Source organism: Staphylococcus sp. LKG3-1, assembly GCF_048568385.1.
GTDB classification, from domain to species: Bacteria; Bacillota; Bacilli; order Staphylococcales; family Staphylococcaceae; genus Staphylococcus; species Staphylococcus saprophyticus.
In genome coordinates this window covers 2,622,550-2,643,451 of the sequence record NZ_CP183796.1, presented here as the reverse complement: position 1 = coordinate 2,643,451, position 20,902 = coordinate 2,622,550, and the positions used below count along the sequence as shown (strand labels likewise).

At 29.5% G+C, this 20,902-nt stretch carries 31 protein-coding genes and 3 pseudogenes; 16 read left to right on the top strand and 18 right to left on the bottom strand.

Annotation, left to right across the window (positions count from 1 at the left end; translation table 11 throughout):
• The first annotated feature begins 41 nt into the window (after nt 1–41).
• The 3 genes from ACM595_RS13315 (at nt 42) to ACM595_RS13305 (ending at nt 2,561) form a co-directional block, all read left to right on the top strand.
• Complete coding sequence (locus ACM595_RS13315) at nt 42–308, top strand: hypothetical protein (RefSeq protein ID WP_069825759.1); 267 nt, start codon at nt 42–44, stop codon at nt 306–308.
• 182 nt (nt 309–490) lie between these two features.
• On the top strand, nt 491–1,786 hold the full coding sequence (locus ACM595_RS13310; protein ID WP_041079632.1) for a CitMHS family transporter: 1,296 nt from the start codon (nt 491–493) through the stop codon (nt 1,784–1,786).
• Nucleotides 1,787–2,324: 538 nt separating this feature from the next.
• Nucleotides 2,325–2,561, top strand: a complete 237-nt coding sequence (locus ACM595_RS13305; RefSeq protein ID WP_011303554.1) for a hypothetical protein — start codon at nt 2,325–2,327, stop codon at nt 2,559–2,561.
• 12 nt (nt 2,562–2,573) lie between these two features.
• Here ACM595_RS13305 and ACM595_RS13300 read toward each other — a convergent pair whose 3' ends face one another.
• From ACM595_RS13300 to ACM595_RS13290, 3 genes are all read right to left on the bottom strand, one after another.
• Entirely contained in the window at nt 2,574–2,789 is a 216-nt protein-coding gene (locus tag ACM595_RS13300) for a YozE family protein (protein WP_037538918.1), read from the bottom strand.
• Between the two features lie 367 nt (nt 2,790–3,156).
• Nucleotides 3,157–3,363, bottom strand: coding sequence for a TM2 domain-containing protein (locus tag ACM595_RS13295; RefSeq protein WP_002483856.1), 207 nt, complete (start codon nt 3,361–3,363; stop codon nt 3,157–3,159).
• Nucleotides 3,364–3,431: 68 nt separating this feature from the next.
• Entirely contained in the window at nt 3,432–3,929 is a 498-nt protein-coding gene (locus ACM595_RS13290) for a hypothetical protein (RefSeq protein WP_069825758.1), read from the bottom strand.
• A gap of 255 nt (nt 3,930–4,184) precedes the next feature.
• Here ACM595_RS13290 and tsaT point away from each other — a divergent pair, with 255 nt between their 5' ends.
• The 5 genes from tsaT to ACM595_RS13265 all read left to right on the top strand — a co-directional run bounded on the left by tsaT (nt 4,185) and on the right by ACM595_RS13265 (nt 7,277).
• Nucleotides 4,185–4,367 (top strand): type II toxin-antitoxin system toxin TsaT, encoded by a 183-nt coding sequence (tsaT, locus tag ACM595_RS13285; RefSeq protein WP_011303557.1) that lies wholly within the window; start codon nt 4,185–4,187, stop codon nt 4,365–4,367.
• A 575-nt stretch (nt 4,368–4,942) separates the two neighbouring features.
• Nucleotides 4,943–5,191, top strand: a complete 249-nt coding sequence (locus ACM595_RS13280; RefSeq protein WP_037538920.1) for a hypothetical protein — start codon at nt 4,943–4,945, stop codon at nt 5,189–5,191.
• A 121-nt stretch (nt 5,192–5,312) separates the two neighbouring features.
• Nucleotides 5,313–5,447 (top strand): hypothetical protein, encoded by a 135-nt coding sequence (locus ACM595_RS13275; RefSeq protein ID WP_011303560.1) that lies wholly within the window; start codon nt 5,313–5,315, stop codon nt 5,445–5,447.
• A 116-nt stretch (nt 5,448–5,563) separates the two neighbouring features.
• Nucleotides 5,564–6,529 (top strand): arsenic resistance protein, encoded by a 966-nt coding sequence (locus ACM595_RS13270; RefSeq protein WP_115338626.1) that lies wholly within the window; start codon nt 5,564–5,566, stop codon nt 6,527–6,529.
• A 571-nt stretch (nt 6,530–7,100) separates the two neighbouring features.
• Nucleotides 7,101–7,277: a hypothetical protein gene (locus ACM595_RS13265; RefSeq protein ID WP_002483863.1), complete on the top strand. Its 177-nt coding sequence runs from the start codon at nt 7,101–7,103 to the stop codon at nt 7,275–7,277.
• Between the two features lie 76 nt (nt 7,278–7,353).
• On the opposite strand, the gene ACM595_RS13260 is transcribed toward ACM595_RS13265, so the two are convergent.
• Entirely contained in the window at nt 7,354–7,584 is a 231-nt protein-coding gene (locus tag ACM595_RS13260; protein ID WP_011303563.1) for a hypothetical protein, read from the bottom strand.
• Between the two features lie 408 nt (nt 7,585–7,992).
• Between ACM595_RS13260 and vraX the strand changes: the two genes are divergently transcribed.
• Nucleotides 7,993–8,157, top strand: a complete 165-nt coding sequence (vraX, locus tag ACM595_RS13255) for a C1q-binding complement inhibitor VraX (protein WP_002483865.1) — start codon at nt 7,993–7,995, stop codon at nt 8,155–8,157.
• Between the two features lie 227 nt (nt 8,158–8,384).
• Here vraX and ACM595_RS13250 read toward each other — a convergent pair whose 3' ends face one another.
• Nucleotides 8,385–8,825 carry a GNAT family N-acetyltransferase gene (locus ACM595_RS13250; RefSeq protein WP_115338627.1) on the bottom strand — a complete coding sequence of 147 codons (441 nt, stop codon included), beginning with the start codon at nt 8,823–8,825 and terminating at the stop codon, nt 8,385–8,387.
• Nucleotides 8,826–8,905: 80 nt separating this feature from the next.
• Nucleotides 8,906–9,292: a VOC family protein gene (locus ACM595_RS13245; RefSeq protein WP_115343883.1), complete on the bottom strand. Its 387-nt coding sequence runs from the start codon at nt 9,290–9,292 to the stop codon at nt 8,906–8,908.
• A gap of 213 nt (nt 9,293–9,505) precedes the next feature.
• On the opposite strand from ACM595_RS13245, the gene ACM595_RS13240 reads away from it, so the two are divergent.
• The gene (locus ACM595_RS13240; protein WP_011303566.1) at nt 9,506–9,706 is read left to right on the top strand and encodes a helix-turn-helix domain-containing protein; all 201 of its coding nucleotides are present in this window, start codon (nt 9,506–9,508) and stop codon (nt 9,704–9,706) included.
• Nucleotides 9,707–9,776: 70 nt separating this feature from the next.
• Here the strand turns inward: ACM595_RS13240 and ACM595_RS13235 are convergent, their stop codons facing one another.
• Both ACM595_RS13235 and ACM595_RS13230 read right to left on the bottom strand, forming a co-directional pair.
• Nucleotides 9,777–9,959, bottom strand: coding sequence for a hypothetical protein (locus tag ACM595_RS13235; protein WP_041079644.1), 183 nt, complete (start codon nt 9,957–9,959; stop codon nt 9,777–9,779).
• Between the two features lie 107 nt (nt 9,960–10,066).
• Entirely contained in the window at nt 10,067–10,882 is an 816-nt protein-coding gene (locus tag ACM595_RS13230) for an alpha/beta hydrolase (protein WP_011303567.1), read from the bottom strand.
• 174 nt (nt 10,883–11,056) lie between these two features.
• Here ACM595_RS13230 and ACM595_RS13225 point away from each other — a divergent pair, with 174 nt between their 5' ends.
• Entirely contained in the window at nt 11,057–11,533 is a 477-nt protein-coding gene (locus ACM595_RS13225) for a MepB family protein (RefSeq protein WP_419744363.1), read from the top strand.
• A gap of 103 nt (nt 11,534–11,636) precedes the next feature.
• Nucleotides 11,637–11,909 (top strand): hypothetical protein, encoded by a 273-nt coding sequence (locus ACM595_RS13220; protein WP_419744362.1) that lies wholly within the window; start codon nt 11,637–11,639, stop codon nt 11,907–11,909.
• Between the two features lie 247 nt (nt 11,910–12,156).
• Here the strand turns inward: ACM595_RS13220 and ACM595_RS13215 are convergent, their stop codons facing one another.
• From ACM595_RS13215 to ACM595_RS13205, 3 genes are read right to left on the bottom strand one after another with little or no spacing between them, the layout of a single operon-like run.
• Entirely contained in the window at nt 12,157–12,369 is a 213-nt protein-coding gene (locus ACM595_RS13215) for a helix-turn-helix domain-containing protein (protein WP_037538931.1), read from the bottom strand.
• Nucleotides 12,370–12,380: 11 nt separating this feature from the next.
• A complete protein-coding gene (locus ACM595_RS13210) occupies nt 12,381–12,593 on the bottom strand; it encodes a hypothetical protein (RefSeq protein WP_164548939.1) in 213 nt (70 codons plus the stop codon).
• Nucleotides 12,550–12,762 carry a DUF2975 domain-containing protein gene (locus ACM595_RS13205; RefSeq protein ID WP_115338631.1) on the bottom strand — a complete coding sequence of 71 codons (213 nt, stop codon included), beginning with the start codon at nt 12,760–12,762 and terminating at the stop codon, nt 12,550–12,552. Before ACM595_RS13205 ends, ACM595_RS13210 begins: the two co-directional genes overlap by 44 nt.
• A gap of 445 nt (nt 12,763–13,207) precedes the next feature.
• Between ACM595_RS13205 and ACM595_RS13200 the strand changes: the two genes are divergently transcribed.
• Together ACM595_RS13200 and ACM595_RS13195 are read left to right on the top strand one after the other, a co-directional pair.
• On the top strand, nt 13,208–13,435 hold the full coding sequence (locus ACM595_RS13200) for a CsbD family protein (protein WP_002483873.1): 228 nt from the start codon (nt 13,208–13,210) through the stop codon (nt 13,433–13,435).
• A gap of 231 nt (nt 13,436–13,666) precedes the next feature.
• Nucleotides 13,667–13,837, top strand: a complete 171-nt coding sequence (locus ACM595_RS13195; RefSeq protein WP_002483874.1) for a hypothetical protein — start codon at nt 13,667–13,669, stop codon at nt 13,835–13,837.
• Nucleotides 13,838–14,181: 344 nt separating this feature from the next.
• On the opposite strand, the gene ACM595_RS13190 is transcribed toward ACM595_RS13195, so the two are convergent.
• The 7 genes and pseudogenes from ACM595_RS13190 to ACM595_RS13160 form a co-directional block, all read right to left on the bottom strand.
• A complete protein-coding gene (locus ACM595_RS13190) occupies nt 14,182–14,646 on the bottom strand; it encodes an alpha/beta fold hydrolase (RefSeq protein ID WP_228160999.1) in 465 nt (154 codons plus the stop codon).
• Between the two features lie 32 nt (nt 14,647–14,678).
• Nucleotides 14,679–14,999: an alpha/beta fold hydrolase gene (locus tag ACM595_RS13185; protein ID WP_228160998.1), complete on the bottom strand. Its 321-nt coding sequence runs from the start codon at nt 14,997–14,999 to the stop codon at nt 14,679–14,681.
• Nucleotides 15,000–15,160: 161 nt separating this feature from the next.
• Nucleotides 15,161–15,859 carry a DUF4396 domain-containing protein gene (locus ACM595_RS13180; RefSeq protein WP_228160997.1) on the bottom strand — a complete coding sequence of 233 codons (699 nt, stop codon included), beginning with the start codon at nt 15,857–15,859 and terminating at the stop codon, nt 15,161–15,163.
• Nucleotides 15,860–16,061: 202 nt separating this feature from the next.
• Nucleotides 16,062–16,385: a DMT family transporter gene (locus ACM595_RS13175; protein WP_069821837.1), complete on the bottom strand. Its 324-nt coding sequence runs from the start codon at nt 16,383–16,385 to the stop codon at nt 16,062–16,064.
• A 289-nt stretch (nt 16,386–16,674) separates the two neighbouring features.
• Nucleotides 16,675–17,070 (bottom strand): annotated as a pseudogene (locus ACM595_RS13170) (CHAP domain-containing protein); the annotation flags it as partial.
• Nucleotides 17,071–17,503: 433 nt separating this feature from the next.
• A complete protein-coding gene (locus tag ACM595_RS13165) occupies nt 17,504–17,875 on the bottom strand; it encodes a VOC family protein (protein ID WP_002483880.1) in 372 nt (123 codons plus the stop codon).
• Nucleotides 17,876–18,130: 255 nt separating this feature from the next.
• Nucleotides 18,131–18,598 (bottom strand): annotated as a pseudogene (locus ACM595_RS13160) (PepSY domain-containing protein).
• Nucleotides 18,599–18,840: 242 nt separating this feature from the next.
• Between ACM595_RS13160 and ACM595_RS13155 the strand changes: the two are divergent.
• Both ACM595_RS13155 and ACM595_RS13150 read left to right on the top strand, forming a co-directional pair.
• Nucleotides 18,841–20,013, top strand: coding sequence for an IS256-like element IS256 family transposase (locus tag ACM595_RS13155; RefSeq protein ID WP_000195429.1), 1,173 nt, complete (start codon nt 18,841–18,843; stop codon nt 20,011–20,013).
• A gap of 315 nt (nt 20,014–20,328) precedes the next feature.
• Nucleotides 20,329–20,649: pseudogene (locus ACM595_RS13150) on the top strand (hypothetical protein).
• Nucleotides 20,650–20,902: the final 253 nt, after the last annotated feature.

Sequence of the window (20,902 nt, the reverse complement as noted above, 5' to 3'; positions counted from 1 at the left end):
AAATTGATATCATTTTAAAATACAAGAGAGGACTGAATAATTTGAAATATGCTACAACCATATTGTCACTATTCTTGTCGTTAATTACGTTAGCAACACCTTTACTTGCAATTGGAAAAGTTTTAGAAGGTAACCTACCTATTTTAACAGGTGGCTTATTTATCTTAGGTGTCTTATTAATTAACATTTACGCTTGTCTACATGGCGATCGTATTGCGAACATTTTTGCAATGTGCGTATCTATTTTTTCATTTATTTTATTAAGTTATCCAATATGGACAGCTTATATTTCTGGATTTATAGCTTAATCTCTTACATATCAATTCAATATAATATTTAAACCTCTATAATTCTAAAGTTATTTAGTTAATTATAGAGGCTTTTTTATTTTCAAATTATATGCCCTATTAATTAATATAAAGTTTTTTCATATTTTAATTTTACAAATCTTCTGAAAGCGCTATAATATAAAAAATAGGGGGGATTACAAATGAATTTAGCTATATTAGGTTTTATCATGATTATTATATTCATGGTATTAATTATGACACGTAAAATGTCAGCCTTAACTGCGTTAATTGTTATACCAACAATTTTTGCATTGATTGGTGGTTTTTATGCAGGTCTCGGTAAATTTATGCTAGATGGTATTGAAACCGTTGCACCAACAGGAATTATGCTTACTTTCGCAATACTCTATTTTGGTGTGATGATTGACGCGGGATTATTCGAACCTGTCATTAATCAAATTATAAAAGTCGTTAAAGGGGACCCAGTTAAAATCACTTTTGGTACTGTTATCTTAGCATCAATGGTAGCATTAGATGGCGATGGGACAACGACTTTCATTATCACTGTTACTGCAATGATGCCACTTTATAAAAAAATCGGCATGAGTTTATATACACTATCGACGCTGGCACTACTATCCATAGGTGTTATGAATATGTTACCTTGGGGTGGCCCGACGGCACGAGCAATTTCTTCACTGCAAGTCACTACTGAAGAAGTATTCGTACCAATTATTCCTGCTATGATTGCCGGAATTGTTTTTGCTTTTGGCGTTGCATACATATTAGGTAAACGTGCCAAAAAACATATCACATCTTATACAGATATTGACTTAGATGATATTAAACCTACAGATACAAAAGAAGAATCATTACTTAAAAGACCTAAAATGCTTATACCAAATGCCTTGCTTACCATTTCGTTGATCATATGTTTGGTCATTAGTATCATGCCTATTCCAGTTATGTTTATGCTTTGGTTTGGCGTTGCAATTTTACTCAATTATCCAAATCTCAGTATTCAAAATTCAGTTGTAAAAAAACACGCTGGCGATGTACTATCCGTTATTAGTTTAGTATTTGCCTCTGGTATCTTTACTGGTGTAATGAATGGTACTAAGATGGTCAATGAAATGGCTAACGCCTTGGTACACATTATTCCTGATGCAATGGGCAACCATTTTGCTTTAATCACTGCGATACTTAGTGGCCCATTCACCTACTTTATGGCAAATGATCCATTTTATTATGGTGTATTACCAATACTTGCTGAATCAGCTCAACAATTTGGTATCTCTAAAGTTGACATGGCAAGAGCTTCGGTATTAGGACAACCGCTTCATGTATTAAGTCCACTATATGCTGCAGGTTACTTACTTGTCGGTATGTTAGATATTGAATACGGACAAAACCAAAGAATCGTCATAAAATGGGCTATTGGTTCCAGTTTATTTATGATTATTGTAGCCTGTATCCTCGGTATTATACCTTGGTAAAGCATACACAGTAGCAAAAAAATAGATTTTAAATACCTACGACTATTATGATAGCGTAGGTTAGGATATAGACAAATCTACCACATTAATTTGTGGAAGATTTGTCTATTTTTTATATTTATTCATATATGTAGATCGTGCAGGACATATTTTTCCTATTGCATTGGCAGTCATTTGACCCAATTTCCATGGAAACAGCGCTAGCCGAAATCTACAAACTAAGACAGTGATTGCGTAAAGAGTGCGTAAAAACTGCCAACAAAGCCAAGACTTTGCCGACAGTTTGAATTACAACTATTAAGATGTCGAAATTTTTCGGGTCATTTTTTTATAATAAGTTCACAAAATGAGTTATATTTAAGCTTATATTTCTTTAAACCGCAACAGCACTATTCTATAAAATACTTTCAAATTTATATATGCTTTATGAATGATTCAAAAAATGACATAATAATAATTTATTTTTTGAATATCGTTTCATTTTCAACATACATGGGTAAAAGTTAACGTCGGATTTACAATATTAAGGAGTGTTTTTATGAATCAACTTAATGAATGTAATTACGTTAATCCATCTAAAGTTTCACTTGATTGGGAATGCTTTGTTGTAAGTAAAAGTGATATGGAACTAGATGGTTTACCTAAGGAACTCATTAACTCATGGATGGCTCAAAATATAATTGAACCTTTCTCGATCAGAAATAACGAAATAAATTTTAAAACTCAAGACATTAGAGACGCTTTGAGAAAACAAAATTGGTATTACGATAAGTAAACTTCTTTTTAATTATCTAAGTTCAATATTATTAAGGTATAAACTCAATGCTCTTTTTGCGGATGCTAATACTTCGTGATCAAAATAATGACTATAAAAATACGAGTTTAACTTAATAGAACTTGTTTCATATCTAGGGAAATTTTTATCTCTCATGATATTATGTGCAAGTTGCCCTAACGGTGTATCGTCTTCAATAAAACCAATTACAAAATCATAAAATGTCATAAGCGTTACCTCGACCATCTTTATTTTATTCGTTACACTGTTAATCTTTTTCAAATCTTTATTTAATCATAACAAATAATAACTATTTGTCTATTACGATACATTTTAAAATTTAAAAGTTTTTTAATTGTTTACTGTCGCCACAAGATTTAATTAAGAATTGTAAATTTTATAAAGTTTTTTTAATTATATGTTAATCTCTAACAATATATTTTAAAGCTGAGTGAAATATGCGTATCAGCCCACTTTTTATTGTCATATATTAATATATTAACAAAACAAACCCTACGCATTCATATGCGTAGGGTTTACTTGTATCCAAAAACTAAATTTCATTTCGTTTTACTCAGCCTAAATTGTATTGGTTTTAGACTAAGACATTACCGTTTTGATCTGCTGGTTTGAATAATGTTAAAATTGCGCCAATAATCGCTAAAATTTGTGGAATCCCTGTCCAACAAAATACTAGGAAAAGAATACCCATACCTGTTTTTCTTGCGTAAAATTTGTGAATACCAAAACTACCCAAGAAAACGGCTAAAACAATGTAAATTACTTTATTTACTTCATTCATCGTTCTATCTCCTATCTTCATTATATTACTCATATTATACATTAATCAGCTACTTAATTTAAAGTATATTACTTTTCACTATATCGTAACTCAAAGAATCTTTTTTCTAATCTCAAAATTTCTGTATAATTATCTGGCATGATTTCTGCACTTAATTCTATTAACTTATCTAAGATAAAATCCATTAATCTGGCATTATCTTTTGAATGTTCAAAATGTATTTTCACTTGTTCAATCATTGTATTTTCTACTAAAAGTAAAAGTGCACGTCCATATGCTTTATCTACCTTTCCTCTTTGAAAAGCAGGTTCTAAATAATTCAGAATTTCATCTACCTTTTCAAACTCACTAAAGCCAGTCTTAATATGTTCGTTTAGCTTATTTGCAATATCCTTAATTCGTTCATCTTCTTGATTATTATCAGGCATTAATGAATTTCTTACCTCAACTTTTTGTTGTACAATTTCAGATTCAACTTTTTCGAATGATTCTTGATATTCATCAATATTTTTGGATTGTAGTGATTCGATGCTTTGTTTCAATTGTTTTAAATTATTATCTTCCATTGAATTCGATATCCCCCTATAAAAGCTTGTCACAGTTTTAAATTACCTATTTTCCCTTTTTTCAAACTTCACTATAATTTGTATTATTGCTGCTTACACTTTAAATATAAAACAGTAATTTCAATATTTCCCTATTGCTGTTTGTTAATTAGTGATAAAATGATAAGGCTATGAGATATAACAAAACTTGTTCAATGATTTAATTTTATTGAACTCACTATAAACATTTAAACATATTAAAGGAGGTGTAGTGATTTGAATCTACATTTCATGATTGTTTTTTGGCTATCTCTTGTCTTTTTAATTTGTGGTATCGTTTCACTTATCACATACAAATTAAGAGGTTCTGAACAAGCAAAAGAATCATTACTAGGCGTTACAGTAATGTTGCTTATTTTTGGTGTTGTAGGTATCCTATTTGCACTCATATTTAGTTAAATATTGTACCAAAGAATCTCTAATTTAATACGGATGCGCCCTTCAAAGTAGACATTTACTAAATGAAAACGACTTTGCAGGGCTTTTTTATAATCTAGCATAGTTAAATTATTTAAAAATATACTTTCTATAGCATGACTTTTGCTAGCTTAACTTAAGCATCCAGCTATAATTCATACGTTCATCCTATATTTTAATCTTTAATCAGTTAAAAAAGTGTAAATTAACAAAATCACTATTGCTAAAATAAAAAAGTAAACAAAGCGTTTAACTGCTCGCACCCTCTCATGTTGAACCTCATCTTTTGAGTGATTAGTATTTTCATGCAACCTGGTATTAATAAATAAGAATGGCATCGTTGCTAAAAATGCAAAAATGAGGCTAAGTATTACAATAATAAGAAAATTCATAACATCACCTCTAATGATTTTTATTATCACTATGTTATTCCCTTAAAAATTCAATTTAACTGCGCTATTGTAAATCTCTTGAAATTGTATATTCATTGATACATTTAGTTTATAATATAATCAATACAATTTAACCATTTAGATTCACCTTAGGTAGTGTTATTTATGAAATTAACTTATTTACCTCAATGGCAGCTAATCAATCAAAGTAAACAAGCATTTGCTATTCAAGAAGATGAAAATTCAATTTCCTTAGTCAGTCCAATTAACGACTATGCTATGGGCATTTTAAGCCAAGTATTTTTTACTATTGAAAATGACGAAGTTACTGATACGTCAGTTGAAAACAATAGTCAATCCCTTGTTGCCGAAGTCAAAAAAGCCAATAAACAAATTGTTATTAAGGATATTTAAACGCCTTTATAATTACTAAAAACGGGTATATATTTAATAATCGTTATAACTTTATAGTTGTGGTACCTCATGTCATGAAACAGTGCGTAACTCAGTTTAATAAGATAGGTGTGTGATGGGAATGAAATTATTCAAAAATCTATTACTATTGCTAACTGGTGTACTTGTCGTTCGCGCTTTATTATTGAGTGTCGACAATTCAAATGAAGATAAAATTGAAAATAAAGTAAATGTGCAAGCGGAACAAAAATCATAGCCTGTAACACTAAATAAACCTCATTCTTTCGTTCAATCAACTTTAGAATTGTGAGGTTTATTTTAATCTATGTCCATTCATATTTTCAGTCATATATACAGTAAAGTGAGGTTACTATGCAACATTTCAAAACAAAAATTGAACACTTTCAAATCTATATTTATTTTTCTGCAATAATACTTGGCATACTGATAGGGACCAATTTCCCAGGTATATCTAGCATTTTAGAAACTTTAGTAGCTATATGTATCGCAATACTTATGTTTAGTATGTTTTCACAGATCCCCTTTTTCGAATTACAAAAGCGTGTCCTAAACTTAAAATTTGTGACAGCACTTATCATTGCTAATTTTGTCATTCTACCTATTCTCGTTTACTTTTTAATTTCTATTTTCAATATAAGCTCATCTGCAATATTAATTGGGCTATTTCTAGTACTATTAACACCATGTATTGATTACGTCATTGTTTTCACTGCTTTAGGTAAAGGCAACGCTCAATATATGCTTATCTCAACACCCATTTTGTTTGTTTTACAAATTTTATTATTACCACTGTATTTAACAATGTTTTTAGATAAATCTATACTTACAATAATTGATATAGAGCCGTTTATACATTCTTTTTTCACATTTATAATTATTCCATTACTACTCGTATTGACTTTACAATTATTGAGTAAAAAATATTATGTGATGTCACAGACTTTAAAGGCCACTTCTTGGCTACCTGAACTCTTTATGTCACTGGTATTATTTACCGTGGTAGGTTCACAAATTAATAAAATCGCTAATGACTTATCGGTTGTTGTCAAAGTAGCGCCTATATATATTATCTTTATGCTAATCGCTCCTTTTATCGGATATTTCACGGGTAAACTTTTCCATTTAAAACCATCCATTTTACGGACATTAGCCTTTAGTACAAGCACTAGAAATGCCTTAGTCGTACTTCCCCTAGCATTATCATTACCAGATCAGTGGGTTACAATAACCACAACAGTGATCATCACACAGACTTTAATTGAATTGATAGGTGAACTTTTTTATATAAAAATGATACCTTCGCTGATTAAATCGTAATACATTGATTCCTGCTTATTCTCTTAGCACCAAAATTAAAATAAAGCGTATATTTTTTTATTATTATATAATTTAACATGATACAACTAAATTATTTGGTATAATTGATATGAATCGTAAAATGTTACTTTATAATATAAAATGACATATAAGCGCTATGTTTTTCATTTTCAAATACTTAAATTAACTTAGGAGATGAGCATGATGAAAAAAATTATTTTAGTATTATTGGGGATTGTTAGTCTGAGTTTTTTGATTAAGCCATTATTAAACATTGTCATTGATGACGAATTAGAAGAAGATGTCGTTGATGAAGATAGAACAACGAGTCAGTTTTAATACATTTTCACTTAGTATATACATACCAAAGACAAGACATCCGTTGAAGCCTTGTCTTTTTAATGAGAACTTGTTTATATCATCGCCATAACAATATCGAAGTAGTGATCCACGTCACTGTTCTCATTTGATAATTCAATTTATTTCTTTTTATACGCTAATGATTTAAAATAATCATATATTTACTTTTTACACTTATGTGACCTCGCAAATTTTACCCTGAGGTGATGATATGAAAACTTTAAGAAAAATAAACGAAAATAACTTCATTATTTATCATATACAGACAGATTTAGGACTTATCATTAAAGTAAAAACAGATGCTAGCTTATCCGAATATCAAACAAATAACCTATTACAAAGCGTATCTAAAGAAATGGACGATAAACTTAGACAAAATGTTGAATGACTTCGATAATGATATAAAGCAGCAATGCTAAAATATACTTTTTAAAGTTATTTTAGTGTTGCTGCTTAGTTTTTTATTAATTTATTATGACAATAATAAATCCTATAAATAATACAAACGTTGATAATCTTGGCTTACTTTTCCCTAACAATCCACTAAGTAAGACCAGAGACAAACCTACTATTAATAATTGATTATTAAATGTTGTGATACCTAAAGCATCTCCGACCATCATAACGACACCATAAATAATAATCATACCGATGAATATACTGCAAATAAGCGAAAATATATTTAATAATTTCATATGTTACATCCCTTTTTAAAATTAAAACACGCCACTTCGAAAAGTGGCGTCAACCTCGAAAATATAATCGGCACTAGAGTTTGGAGGACTTCTTGTGCTTAGTTATATATACCCACTTTTATTAAATAAAAACACAAATAACTAATAATATCAAAATAACTACAATTTATTTTTTGCTACTTTGAAAACATTTAACTTTCAATACTTAATAATGGCAGTTGATAATAAATTAATTTTAATAAAATCAATCATACTGTTGGAAAACAATTTAATAAAAAGTTATCCTATAGATAAAGCATTAATAAAAAAACAGATTAATTATCTAGTTGAATTTAGTATTAGATATCATACATTTCGATAAATTATGGATATTTGCATTGAAATGTTTTTATAAAAAAGGGTGATGGAATGGAAGTATTACGTAAAGTTTATAAGGATGGCGAACCTGTTTATCATGTCAAAACAGATAAAGGCTTAGTTATTAGAATCAAAGGATCTGATGATTTAACAGATTCAGAAACCGAGGAACTACTATTACTCGTTTCGCAAGATGTTGACAAAATGAAAAAATAATCGCAAAACAATTAACATTTTAATGTTGTCACCAACCTCAAAATCAAGGGGTTTCAATTTTAATTCAATATAGAACACTGCGTCTATTTAATCCAATTAATTATTAGCGCCAACTAGAAAATGATTTTTCTTAGTTGGCGTTTTGTTTTGTAGATTATACGATTATAATAAAAATTCAAAGTAGATTTTTAAATATAACGATTATTACATCACTACCCATATTATATTTAAATTTGTGTATGCATTTCAAACGCAATATGTGGTATACCATCTTCCATATATGTATCCGAAACACTGTGAAAACCAAATGATTCATAAAATGGCTTTAAATGTGCTTGCCCTGAAATTTTTATTGTCGTGTTTTGATACATTTCATTTATTTTATTGATTGTCTCATTGATTATTTTGCGTCCATAGCCTTGATTTCTATAATTTTCGGAAACCAAAACTCTTCCAAAACTTACATACTGTTCAAACGTTATAATTCTTGTATAAGCCACAATGTCATTCTCGTTGCTCAATATGACATGAATTGCATCTAGATCATAATCATCAACCTCTTGATATATACATTTTTGTTCTACGACAAACACGCGAATCCGAGCTTGATAAATTTGTATAAGTTCTTGACTAGTTACATCTCTCGTATGTTTTATATTTAATTCCATTATTTACCTCCCAAAAGCACACGTACACAAACCATAACCTTAGTAATTATTTATAGCAGTAATGTATCACTTATTTATATTTATTGCTCAACGATTTGAATCAAATTACCACATGTATCATCAAAAATAGCATACCTTATACCTTCAACTTCTTTTGGTTCAGTGTGAAATGTAATGCCGTTATCCATCAATGCTTGATGTTCATCATCCAAGTTATCCACATCGAACATTGTGACTGGAATCCCTGCCGCATATAGTCCTTCTTGATAGTCTTTAGCTATAGGACTGACATTAGGCTCTAATACGATTTCAACGGGGTTAGTCGAATCTTTTTCTGTAACTGTTACCCATCTAAAACCACCGCCAATTTCAATATTATGTTTTGTCTTAAACCCTAGTTTTTCAGTATAAAATTGTTGCGCCTTGTCTTGATCATCTACAAAAATGCTTGTCGCTATAATTCTCATTTATTTTCTCCTTATCTAAGAAATCATTTTTACATCAAATATATGGTTTACATCTAAAATAACAACTTTTTGTTTGTATACACAATAAAATCAAAAAAACATTATATGATACGGTGGGATTTTTCAATAAAATATAAGTTTGTATTACAGAAATATATATACTACAATGGCACATGGATGTTGATTATCTATTTCTTTTAGGAGTGACTCGTTATGAAAAACCTTATGGAATTGCGCGAAAAATCTAATTTAAGTATTTCAAAACTAGCAATTAATTTAAACGCGAACTACAATACAGATATTAGAATTTGCCAAATTTGGGACTGGGAAAATGGCTATCGCAATGTTTCAAATAAAAACGCATCAATTTTAGCTGATTACTTTAATGTTTCTGAAAAAGAATTCATGCATTAATTTTAAGGGAACTTAATTATTTATATATTTAAGTGGGAAACGCATGTCCGTTCCCCACTTTTTATTATGCTTAATTTTTAAAGATAACTGTTATGATATAGTCTATACCTTCAACACTGTTCGTGACAGATGGTGTCACACTTACTAATTCCCAGTGTTGCTTATCATTGACGTATTGTAAAAATTCATTGACACGTTTATCAAAATCACTAAAACTTTCTTCATATTCCATATGCAATGTTTTTATTTCCATATTAATCACTCCTCTATTTTATTTATTATAAATTCTTCATTTTTCTAAAACAAATCAAACCAAATCACATCAGTTTTATTTAATTCTATTGTTGTAACCTTACTTTTTTAATTTTTATTTAATTCATTTTCAAGCCACTCAACGATTTCTTCAAAAATAAATTTATTTTGAGATTTTTCATTAAATATTTCATGTTGTAAGCGATCGTAGATATGTAATGACTTATGTACTGAACCTATTTCTTGAAAAAATTGTATAGAATCTTGATAACTTACTAAACCATCTTCTTTTCCATGTAAAATTAATACATTATCTGTAAAATTTTGAGCATGCGCTTTTAGGTATTCAATACCATCCATTAATGAAAAGATAAGCCCCATTGAAATTTGCTTCGCATTTAAGTCATCAAGTTCATATTTTTCCATTACTTCTTTTTCTGAACATACCCCTTCACCTAAACTATTTTCTAAATATGTGTCCGGTGAGATGTTTTTATCAGGATTACCAAAAAGTTCATTATTATAACGTGTTAACGCACCTGAAGTTATCACGCCATCTACTTTATTTGGGTGTTGTGTTCCATATAACGCAACGGTATAACCGCCCATACTATGTCCAATTAGATATACTTTACCGTCCATATGTGTCTTAACATCATTTGTGACCGCTTCTAAATCTTCAACAATTTCATCACTATTGCTGTAAAATGTTTGTTTTCCTTCTGAACGCCCGTGTCCTCTTTGATCATATCTTATGACATTAAAACCATTGTCATTTAAATAGCCTGTAATCTCATCATAGCGATCTAAATGTTCTGCTACCCCATGCACGATAATAATATTTGCTTTTGCTTCTTGAACATCATTCACTTTCATATAAAGTTTCGTATTATCTTTAGACTTCACATATTTAATATAATTCATATTAATCACTCCATTTTATTGAAATCATTCATACGTTACTTATTACCCTTTTTTCAAATAATTCATACGTTAAACATATATAGCATTTACTTATATATCATCTATTTGAATGCTATACTTATTTATACAAAATACATATTCCAAAGGATAACCATGTATAAATCAATCACATTAATGCGTACATTATTTAATTCATTAAATATAAGTGCTTTAGATCACTTAACATACGAAACCTATAATGCAGAATACGAAAGCTATTGTTTTCAAATTAATCATTGTAGCTATAGACACAGATTAGCTAAAAAAACACCAACAAAATCTGGTTACTTTGTTGTTTTCTGGACTAAAGACTACGATAACAACAATAGGCCATTTACATATCAAGAAGCTAAAGATATCTTAATCATTACGGTGCTTGATCATACACACAAAGGTCTCTTTATTATCCCCAAATCTGAATTACTTGCACAACGCTTACTATATTCGGAAAATAATAAAGGGAAAATGGCAATGCGCGTTTACCCACCTTGGGAGGTCAATTTAAACCCATCAGCTCAAAAATCTCAAAAATGGCAAACGCAATATTTCATTGATCTTACACACACCACTGACTTACATTTACTGAAAAAGTTAATGACTGTTGAAGATTAATTCTTTAATGAATCACTCTTGCAATAGAAATCGTTAAAATATCATAGTTCTCCCAACTTTTTAATATCGGTTAATGATATGCTTAAATAGGAGCGTGATATAGATGTCAAAATATATATTGTCTTATAATTTAAATTCCATTTCATACGGTTACGAAAAATTACCGTCTCAATTAAATAATTTAGGAAGTGCTTTATTTATATACAGAGCCTTATGGCTTTTAAAAAGTAATTTAGACAAAACTACAATTTGTGAAAGCATCAAAACTTACTTTACTTCTACCGATGATTTTCTAATATTTGAAATTGAACAAAGTCCATTAGGTACGTTAAGTGAACAAAAGTATAACGAAATTCTGCAACTACTTGATGAGTAAAATAAAAAAGATTCCATATTAATGGAATCTTTCAGACTGTCGATAAAGTCTCCGACTTTGTTGTCAGTTTTTTTATGCACGCTTTCCGCGGGCACTGCCTTAGCCTGTAGTCTTCGGCTAGTGCTATTCCCGCAGGAGTCGGCATAAATCACTGCCAATATTACAAAAAAATATAATATATAAATTAAACACATAGTGGTGTTTATTATGTTGCATAAATCATATAAACTTGACGAAGATAAATATTCTATATGTCATTATCATCTACATATTCAATAATGTCTGCTGGCTGACAATCAAGCGCTTTACAAATAGCATCTAGCGTTGAAAATCTAATTGCCTTAACCTTTCCAGTTTTTAGATTGGATAAATTTGCAATAGTTATATCTATTTCATTTGCAAGTTCACTAAGTTTAACTTTTCTATCTGCTAATATCCTATCTAACCTAATAATTATCATAAAATGATCTCCTAAATCGTACTATCGTATTCATCTTGTAAAAACATTCCATATTTGAAAACTCTACCTATTATCCAAATAATGATTCCTGCAAATATAAATGCAAAATTAAAACTAAATATAAAATCTGACAATGATTCAACTTCATTATCCATTAAAGATAGTAGTTTACTATTACCGCTAACAATACGATACGTAATAACGAGCCAATCCCAAAATAGCATTATAAATACCGATAACAATAAAGCAGTAAGCTATTTTTTCAATTAAATTTGCATTCTTTAAAGTAAATATTCTTTTTTGACTAATATTTTTCAACCATTTCCTCAAAAAGTAAATTCCAATTATATAAATACAAATTAAACCAATTAATAACGCTAATAAGATAATCACTGAAGGTTTATAAAAAGTGACATCTTTAAATCATGCTTAGAAATTACATTGCTTGAAACATTAAAAGCATCATATAAACTATCTTGATTTTCATTTATTATATCATTTATAAATGACGTTGGAATAATAATTATAACTATTATACTAATTAACAAAGGTAATATACTTAATGATGTTACAACTAATGCAATAGTCACAATAATTATCAAAAGCTTTAGCAACAAGTTGAAAGATTTACTATTAAACGTATTCATGCTTAAAACCCCTTTATTTAAGATTAAACTCATTATAACAACTATTTATCAATTATCAATACTTTTTTATCGAAAAACGATAAATAAATATACAACATGCCATCAAAATAGATTTTAATTGCGTTAAATTTTATTATTTTGTATATTATTAGTATAAGAATTTTTAAAAATATATTTTTGAGGTGAATAACATGGCAGATGAAAGTAAATTTGAACAAGTTAAAGGTAACGTAAAAGAGACAGCAGGCAATGTTATGGATAACAAAGATTTAGAACAAGAAGGTAAAGAAGATAAAGCTTCTGGCAAAGCAAAAGAAGTAACTGAAAATGCAAAAGATAAAGTTAATGATTTTATAGACAAATTAAAAAATAATATTGTGTCTACAGCTATTTGTAGCTATCGTATATCGGCAAAGTGATCATCTTTGTCGATATTTTTGGATCAATATACTACAAAGGACACGCTAAAATAGATAAAACTAAATATTGCGCACTTTTTAGTTGCAAATAAGTTTATGTATAGTACAATTGAACAAATCTTATCATTTCTATATGTCATATAGTTAATGATGACTAACACAAATATTGTATCATTGTAGTTTCATAGCACTAGCTTCAATTTTACAAAATGCAATTTTAAGGGGATTTTTATGAAAATTATTAACTATGAAATTGGCGCTATCGACATAAGATATACAGTTGAAACAATTAAAGGTCATATATTTACACATTCATTTCCGAAAGACACGCCATCTAACAATGTAGAACGTTATTTAAAGCTACTATCTACCAATGTTGATGAACGAAAAGCAGAGATCTAGATAGCGGAAAGCTCTATTCGGATTAAAATATATATTTATACTAGGGATAGTTGTGTTATAAAACCATACTAATGACCATAAGCAAAAGGGACACAAAACCAAATCAAATTTCAATAAGTTCAAAATATAAAAAGAGAGTTCGTCCATTATAATTGGAGGAACTCTCTCTTTTTTAAACTGTTGTAGATTGAATATCTTTATTTATCTATTGTCGCCTTAATAATATAGTGGTTCAAAATGTTATCAATATATCCTTTTTCGCTTGTCATTCAATATTAAAGTAAATACTTAGGTGATTTTGAATAAGTATATAAACAAAATCATATTAAATGCTATTTTCAAAATTAATTAGCATTATCTAAAAAGAAGTCTGGAATTAAATTTAAAAATTCCTTTGGCGATTCTAAGTTAGCTAAATGTGCTATATTAGGCATTGTAATCTTTTTTACATATGGTATTTCTTTAATCATTACCTCCGAAATATCATGAAAATCTTCAACATCATACTCACCATTAATAATTAATACAGGAATTCGTATATTTTTTAACTGTAAAATATGATCTTCGTTTTTTATTTCCTCACAGGAATTTTTTGCTTCAGGTTTAATTAAAAATTTCAACTGCATATCAACCACTAATTGTTTTACATCTGCGTTGATAAGATCTGCATCCCTATTTCTTAGTATCCAAGTTTTATAGTTTAACTTTGCTGTTTCTTCAATTTTTCCTTCTTGTAATAATCGTTCTTCATCTTCCTCATATTTTTGGAGAAAAGATGAACCTTTCCATCCACCTAAAGCTGGTGACAATAATGCTAAGCTCAGACACTTTTCCGGATTTTCTAAATAAAATCAATAGCTAATTTTCCACCAAATGAAGCAGCTAAAATATGAGTTGTTTTGATGTCCAAATGTGTCAGTAGTTCATTAATAATATTACTATGAGCATAATTCCCTTCAGTAAAATCACTAAAGCCAAAGCCAGGAAGATCAAATCTAACTACTCGATATTTTTCTGATAGTAAATGGAATTCTTTATCCCACATGCGCGAATCTGCAATTCCAGCATGCAGTAATAATATATTTTCACCATGACCTTTCGATTCAAAATAAATATTAGCTCCCGCAACTTTAAAAAACCCTTTACCTTCATGTGTACTCATAGTATACGAACCCCCTGTTGATATCGATAAATAATGAGTCATACTTAAAACATGAATAAGATAAAATATTTTCTACCTTTCATATTTAACAGCTTCATTTCTTTGCGTTAACTTCTCATTTCTTTTTTGCAACTACACTTAAATTTTTAATAAGATAAAATTTACATTGCATGTTTTATACCCTTTTTAACTAAATACCAATTGATTGGATAACTTGTCATAAATCCGATTAACATCGCAATTTGCATTAAGAACCAATATTCAACATGATTAGGCTGCATGTAAGTTGGACTAACAAAGAGATGCATAATAATCATAAAACCAAACATACCAATTTCAAAAGCAATTAACGATAGCGTATCGGCTTTGATTGCGTCTACTAAATCTCTACCTGGATGGTCATGTTTAATTTCCATGTGGAAGTATTGGAACATTAAACCGAAGATATAGGCTAATATAAATTCGATAATAAACTCTGTCACCATTTGATTATTAAAAAACAATAACCCCGTAAAGAAAACAACAGGCGCACCAATTAAGTCCCCCAATGAGCAACCAGCACTACAGTGTGTTGTAGAAACAACGACACTTTTCCAAAATGGCTTATTACTATGATGTTCATGATGATGCATCGTGTCATGGTGATGATCATGCTGGTGTGACATATGATCAACTTCTTTTTCTTTGCCTAAACGATAATAAGCGATTAATCCTAAAATCGGAAAGTACAAGCCAGTTAATGGCCACACAATATTCATAATCATCATTTGACGTTGTGGATTTTTAAATATATCTAATAGTATAATTAAAAATTGTAATATTCCTACTATAATAAATATTAAAGATATCGTCACAAACATATTAAGACCTCCTAAGATTTTATATTCAAAGGTTAAAATTTCGAACTCATATTCACGGTCAGGAATAATACTATTCATACTACCCTAAAGCTTTTATTAAATTCATTATCCTATATTTTATGTATTTCAAATAAAAAACAGCGATCCTCGTTATGATTACTGTTTTAATAAAAATTAATGTCTATGTTTTATGTAATAAAACTTACTTTGTAGTGCCAACAGTATTAAGTAGCACAATACCTAACGTAATAAAAATCATTGAAATTAAACCTATCATATTGAGTGTTTCTTTAAAAATAACTACTGATAAAATCGTACTCAATACCAAGCCTAAACCTGCCCAAGTCGCATAGCTAATACTCAAAGGCAAATACTTCATAGCTAAACTAAAGAAGTAAAAACATATAATAAAAGAAATGATTGCGGTAATACTTGGAAACAGCTTACTAAACCCAACTGATGATTTAAGTGAAACTGTACCCGTAATTTCAGTGATAATTGCGATTAATAAGTATAAGTAAGGCATAAGACTCCTTTCAAAAAGACCAATTTGTCATCATATTTTCTTTAGCCATTATTCTATTATATCGAAAATACCTTATTAATTAAAATCGCCAACTCATAAGTAAGTTATTATATCGTTAGCACATTTAAAAATAGTGAAATTTAACGACACAATGCGATCTTTATTTTAAATTTCCTTCGACCTCAATTTAAACTTATAGTTGAGATGATTAATGCCAATGCAGACGCTTTTAAATATCTTTTTTCACACAAAAAAACACATCTATCATTAGATGTGTCATTTCAATAATTTATTGACTATATTCAGGTCTAATAAATATCATTTCTGGTTCATAATCATGAGTGACTTTATGGGCTACTTCCGTTTTATCCATGCCGCCGCCTTCCCAATTTTGATCTAAGGATTGAAATTGAGTGTAATTACCGTCGTAATTCCCATTAGTCACAATTGCAGTGTGCCCTGCACCATTACCATATGCGTCATTAAATACAACGATATCACCCGCAGTTGCTTTAAAATCTTCAGTGTTTTCATAAACTTGCGCTTCACCGATAAAATTATTTTCTTCAGGAATATCTTTAGCATAATCACCTTTTAGGCCATGACCGTATAAATAGTCCCACTGCTCATTGACTAAATCAAAACACTGCCAACCATAAGCATCATCATAATCCCAGCCTTGACCATTAAGAGATTCAACATGTTGTATTGCTTCATCCTGTGTATACTGCGTTGCTGCTGAAACACTATTGACATGACTATTAAAAATGACGCCTAACGTCATTAACAATATAAATATAAAACTTTTAACTATATAACGAAACATATAAATTCCTTTCATCAACTTTATAAGACATTCATTTTATTTTTCACTAAAATGAATATGATAAACCATCAAATTAAAACTTATCTTAAATTCAAATCACAAACAATCACTTAATATATGTAAAAGTAGTTTACCATGCACATAAAAACAGACCGAAACGTCAATATACGTCTCAGTCTACAACATTTTATGCCCTTTAGATTATTGAAAATAACAATGGTTATTTACTAAATAACCCCTTTTTAAAAACATCTTAATTTGATACAGTTCGACTTCTACTTATTTTTCGCAATTAATCACTAACCGCAAAATAATTTTCCTGCCCATCTTGGAAGTTAAAGACACGTACGCCTGACATTTCAATAATTTCATGACCAGTTAAGCCTTTTTCCTTTAATTTCTCGTACAACGCATCGAAATCTTTCTCCTTGAACATTAATGATGGTGTACCAAGGTTCACTTCTGGACTATATTGATTCATAAATTCTTTTTCAATAATTGAAAGAGACGTTTCGACAGATGTATTAGGTGCAACTTCAATAGCTTTAAATCCCTCTGCCAACTCTTCTTCTGAAATTACTACAAATCCCATTGTATCTACCCAAAATTCTACCGCTTTTGTTTGATCATCGACATATAGCATTACTTGGGTTAATTTTTCCATTTATGTAATTCTCCTTTAATTTTCTATTAACCTTATACCCATAATGTTGTGACATAGAAACATTAGTTTTTTAGCGTAGACCCTTTCATAAAATTGAACTTATAAATATTAACATGTTTAATTTTCTATATTTTAGCAGACACATTTATGTAACCTAAACAACAAATATTCAAATCAATAAGATACAACTTAGATTAAGTACATAAAAACACCCACCTGTTTATACAGGTGGGCTTAGTAACTTATTAATCCTGCTCATTTTTTCAATACTTTTCCACTTTTAGCATCAATCGTTATTTTATGTTTAGTATTTCCTTTTTCTAAATCCATATCACAAACTAATTTACCATCATCCTCAGATAATGACCATTCTCTGATATCTCCATCAAATTCTTTTTGACCGTTTTTGATTGCCTTTTTATTCTTATCCGAAATAATAACCTCTGATTCTGTACCTGTCTTTTGTTATTCTATTTTATAAACCCATTCACCATTACTTTTTTCATATGAAATACCTTTTAAATTTTGTTCACTATATACCTCTTGTGCTTTTGTCACAACTTCTTTAGGACTCGTTTTAATTTTATCCAAAGCAATGACTTGTTTGTTATCACCTTTACCGTTTGAGCTTTCAGATTCTTTACTGTTATCAGAAGATCCATTACCACAAGCGGTTAATAAGAATGCAGATTCCGTTACATTTGCTATCGTTTTAAACTTCATAAAATATTACTTCCTTGTTTAATTAAAATTAATATTTTCCTCAAAGACTATAAACAAAACAATTTTCATTATATTTTATATGTAACTTTAGTATCCAACGTACTTATATCATTGCTATATAACTTTGCATAGTTAAAATATGATAAAGTCCGTATAATTGTGTAAAAGTAAAAAGGCCATATAACAGTCCTTTTACGGTACAATGTTTTTAACGACAAAAACATACCCAGGAGGACTTTTACATGACCCAAGTACATTTTACACTGAAAAGCGAAGAGATTCAAAGCATTATTGAATATTCTGTAAAGGATGACGTTTCTAAAAATATTTTAACAACGGTATTTAATCAACTAATGGAAAATCAACGAACAGAATATATTCAAGCAAAAGAATATGAACGAACAGAAAACCGACAAAGTCAACGAAATGGCTATTATGAGCGCAGCTTTACGACACGTGTAGGCACGCTAGAATTAAAAGTACCCAGAACACGTGATGGCCATTTTTCACCCACAGTGTTTGAACGTTATCAACGAAACGAAAAAGCCCTCATGGCTTCAATGTTGGAAATGTATGTATCAGGCGTTTCAACTCGTAAAGTATCAAAAATTGTGGAAGAACTTTGTGGTAAATCCGTCTCTAAGTCCTTCGTTTCTAGCTTAACAGAACAGCTAGAACCTATGGTTAACGAGTGGCAGAATCGTTTATTATCAGAAAAAAATTATCCTTACTTAATGACCGATGTACTCTATATAAAAGTACGAGAAGAAAATCGAGTACTCTCAAAAAGCTGTCATATAGCGATTGGAATAACCAAAGATGGCGACCGTGAAATTATCGGCTTCATGATTCAAAGTGGCGAAAGCGAAGAGACCTGGACAACATTTTTTGAATACCTAAAAGAACGCGGTTTACAAGGTACGGAACTCGTTATTTCTGATGCGCACAAAGGATTAGTCTCTGCCATTAGAAAATCCTTCACCAACGTAAGTTGGCAAAGATGCCAAGTTCACTTCCTAAGAAATATCTTTACCACCATTCCTAAAAAAAATTCAAAATCTTTCAGAGAAGCTGTTAAAGGAATTTTTAAGTTCACAGATATTAACTTAGCGCGTGAGGCTAAAAATCGATTGATTCATGATTATATCGATCAACCAAAATATTCAAAAGCTTGCGCATCATTGGATGATGGATTCGAAGACGCCTTTCAATATACCGTACAAGGAAATTCCCACAATCGACTAAAGAGTACCAATCTAATTGAACGACTGAATCAAGAAGTACGCAGAAGAGAAAAGATTATTCGCATCTTCCCCAATCAAACATCAGCCAATCGCTTAATTGGAGCCGTTCTTATGGACCTACATGATGAATGGATTTATTCTTCAAGAAAATACATCAATTTTGATAAGTAGAAATGGTAAAAACATTGTATAGCATTTTACACAGGAGTCTGGACTTGACTTAAAATATTAAAAATAAAAGTATATTACATGTATATGAATACAGTTTTAATTACTAGACAACTTAAACATTTACTCAATTCATTATATCTATACATAGCTTTTGTTATCAATTTTTCATTTTATGTATACTACAATTAGTTTAGGTTTTGACAAATTTGATAGATAAAGTATTGTTGTAAGTACAGATCAGAGCTAATTGATCCAAGTGTGGTGAATAAAGAAACAAGTGATGCTTCTGAATTAACAGAAAAGGAAGTGAAAATGATGTATCTAGTTTTAGCTATATTTACTTTTATTAGTGCTAGCGTGAGTTTAGGCTACGCATTGCAATCTTCAATCTCATCTAGGAATATAAATGCTTATTATGCGTTTACAAGAAGCTTTCCGATATAGTTACTGTCTATTTTGACATTAATTATCTATAACCATACATTCTTATTAACAATATCCATATTAATGATAACTATTCAATTTTTAGATAGTATCATTGGCTTGATTAATAATGATAAACTTAAATTCTATGGTCCATTGTTAACCTCAATAATAAATTTGTTATTATTAATTTTATTTATAATCATCAATTAAACTTCAAGGACATTTAACGATGTCCTTTTTATTTTTAGACATAACTTTTTGTTTCTTTTAGAACTGTAATACTTGCATTCTTTACCTACTTTTATATTTTTTATATGATCTATTTCTTGTTTATAAATAGTTTATCCACTATTTTAATATGACTGGTTGCATTAAAAATTTTATATCTTATTTGGTTCTATAAAATAAGTTATTTTCTTCTATATTGGAAACACTATCTTTTATATTTTTATCGTATTTTCAC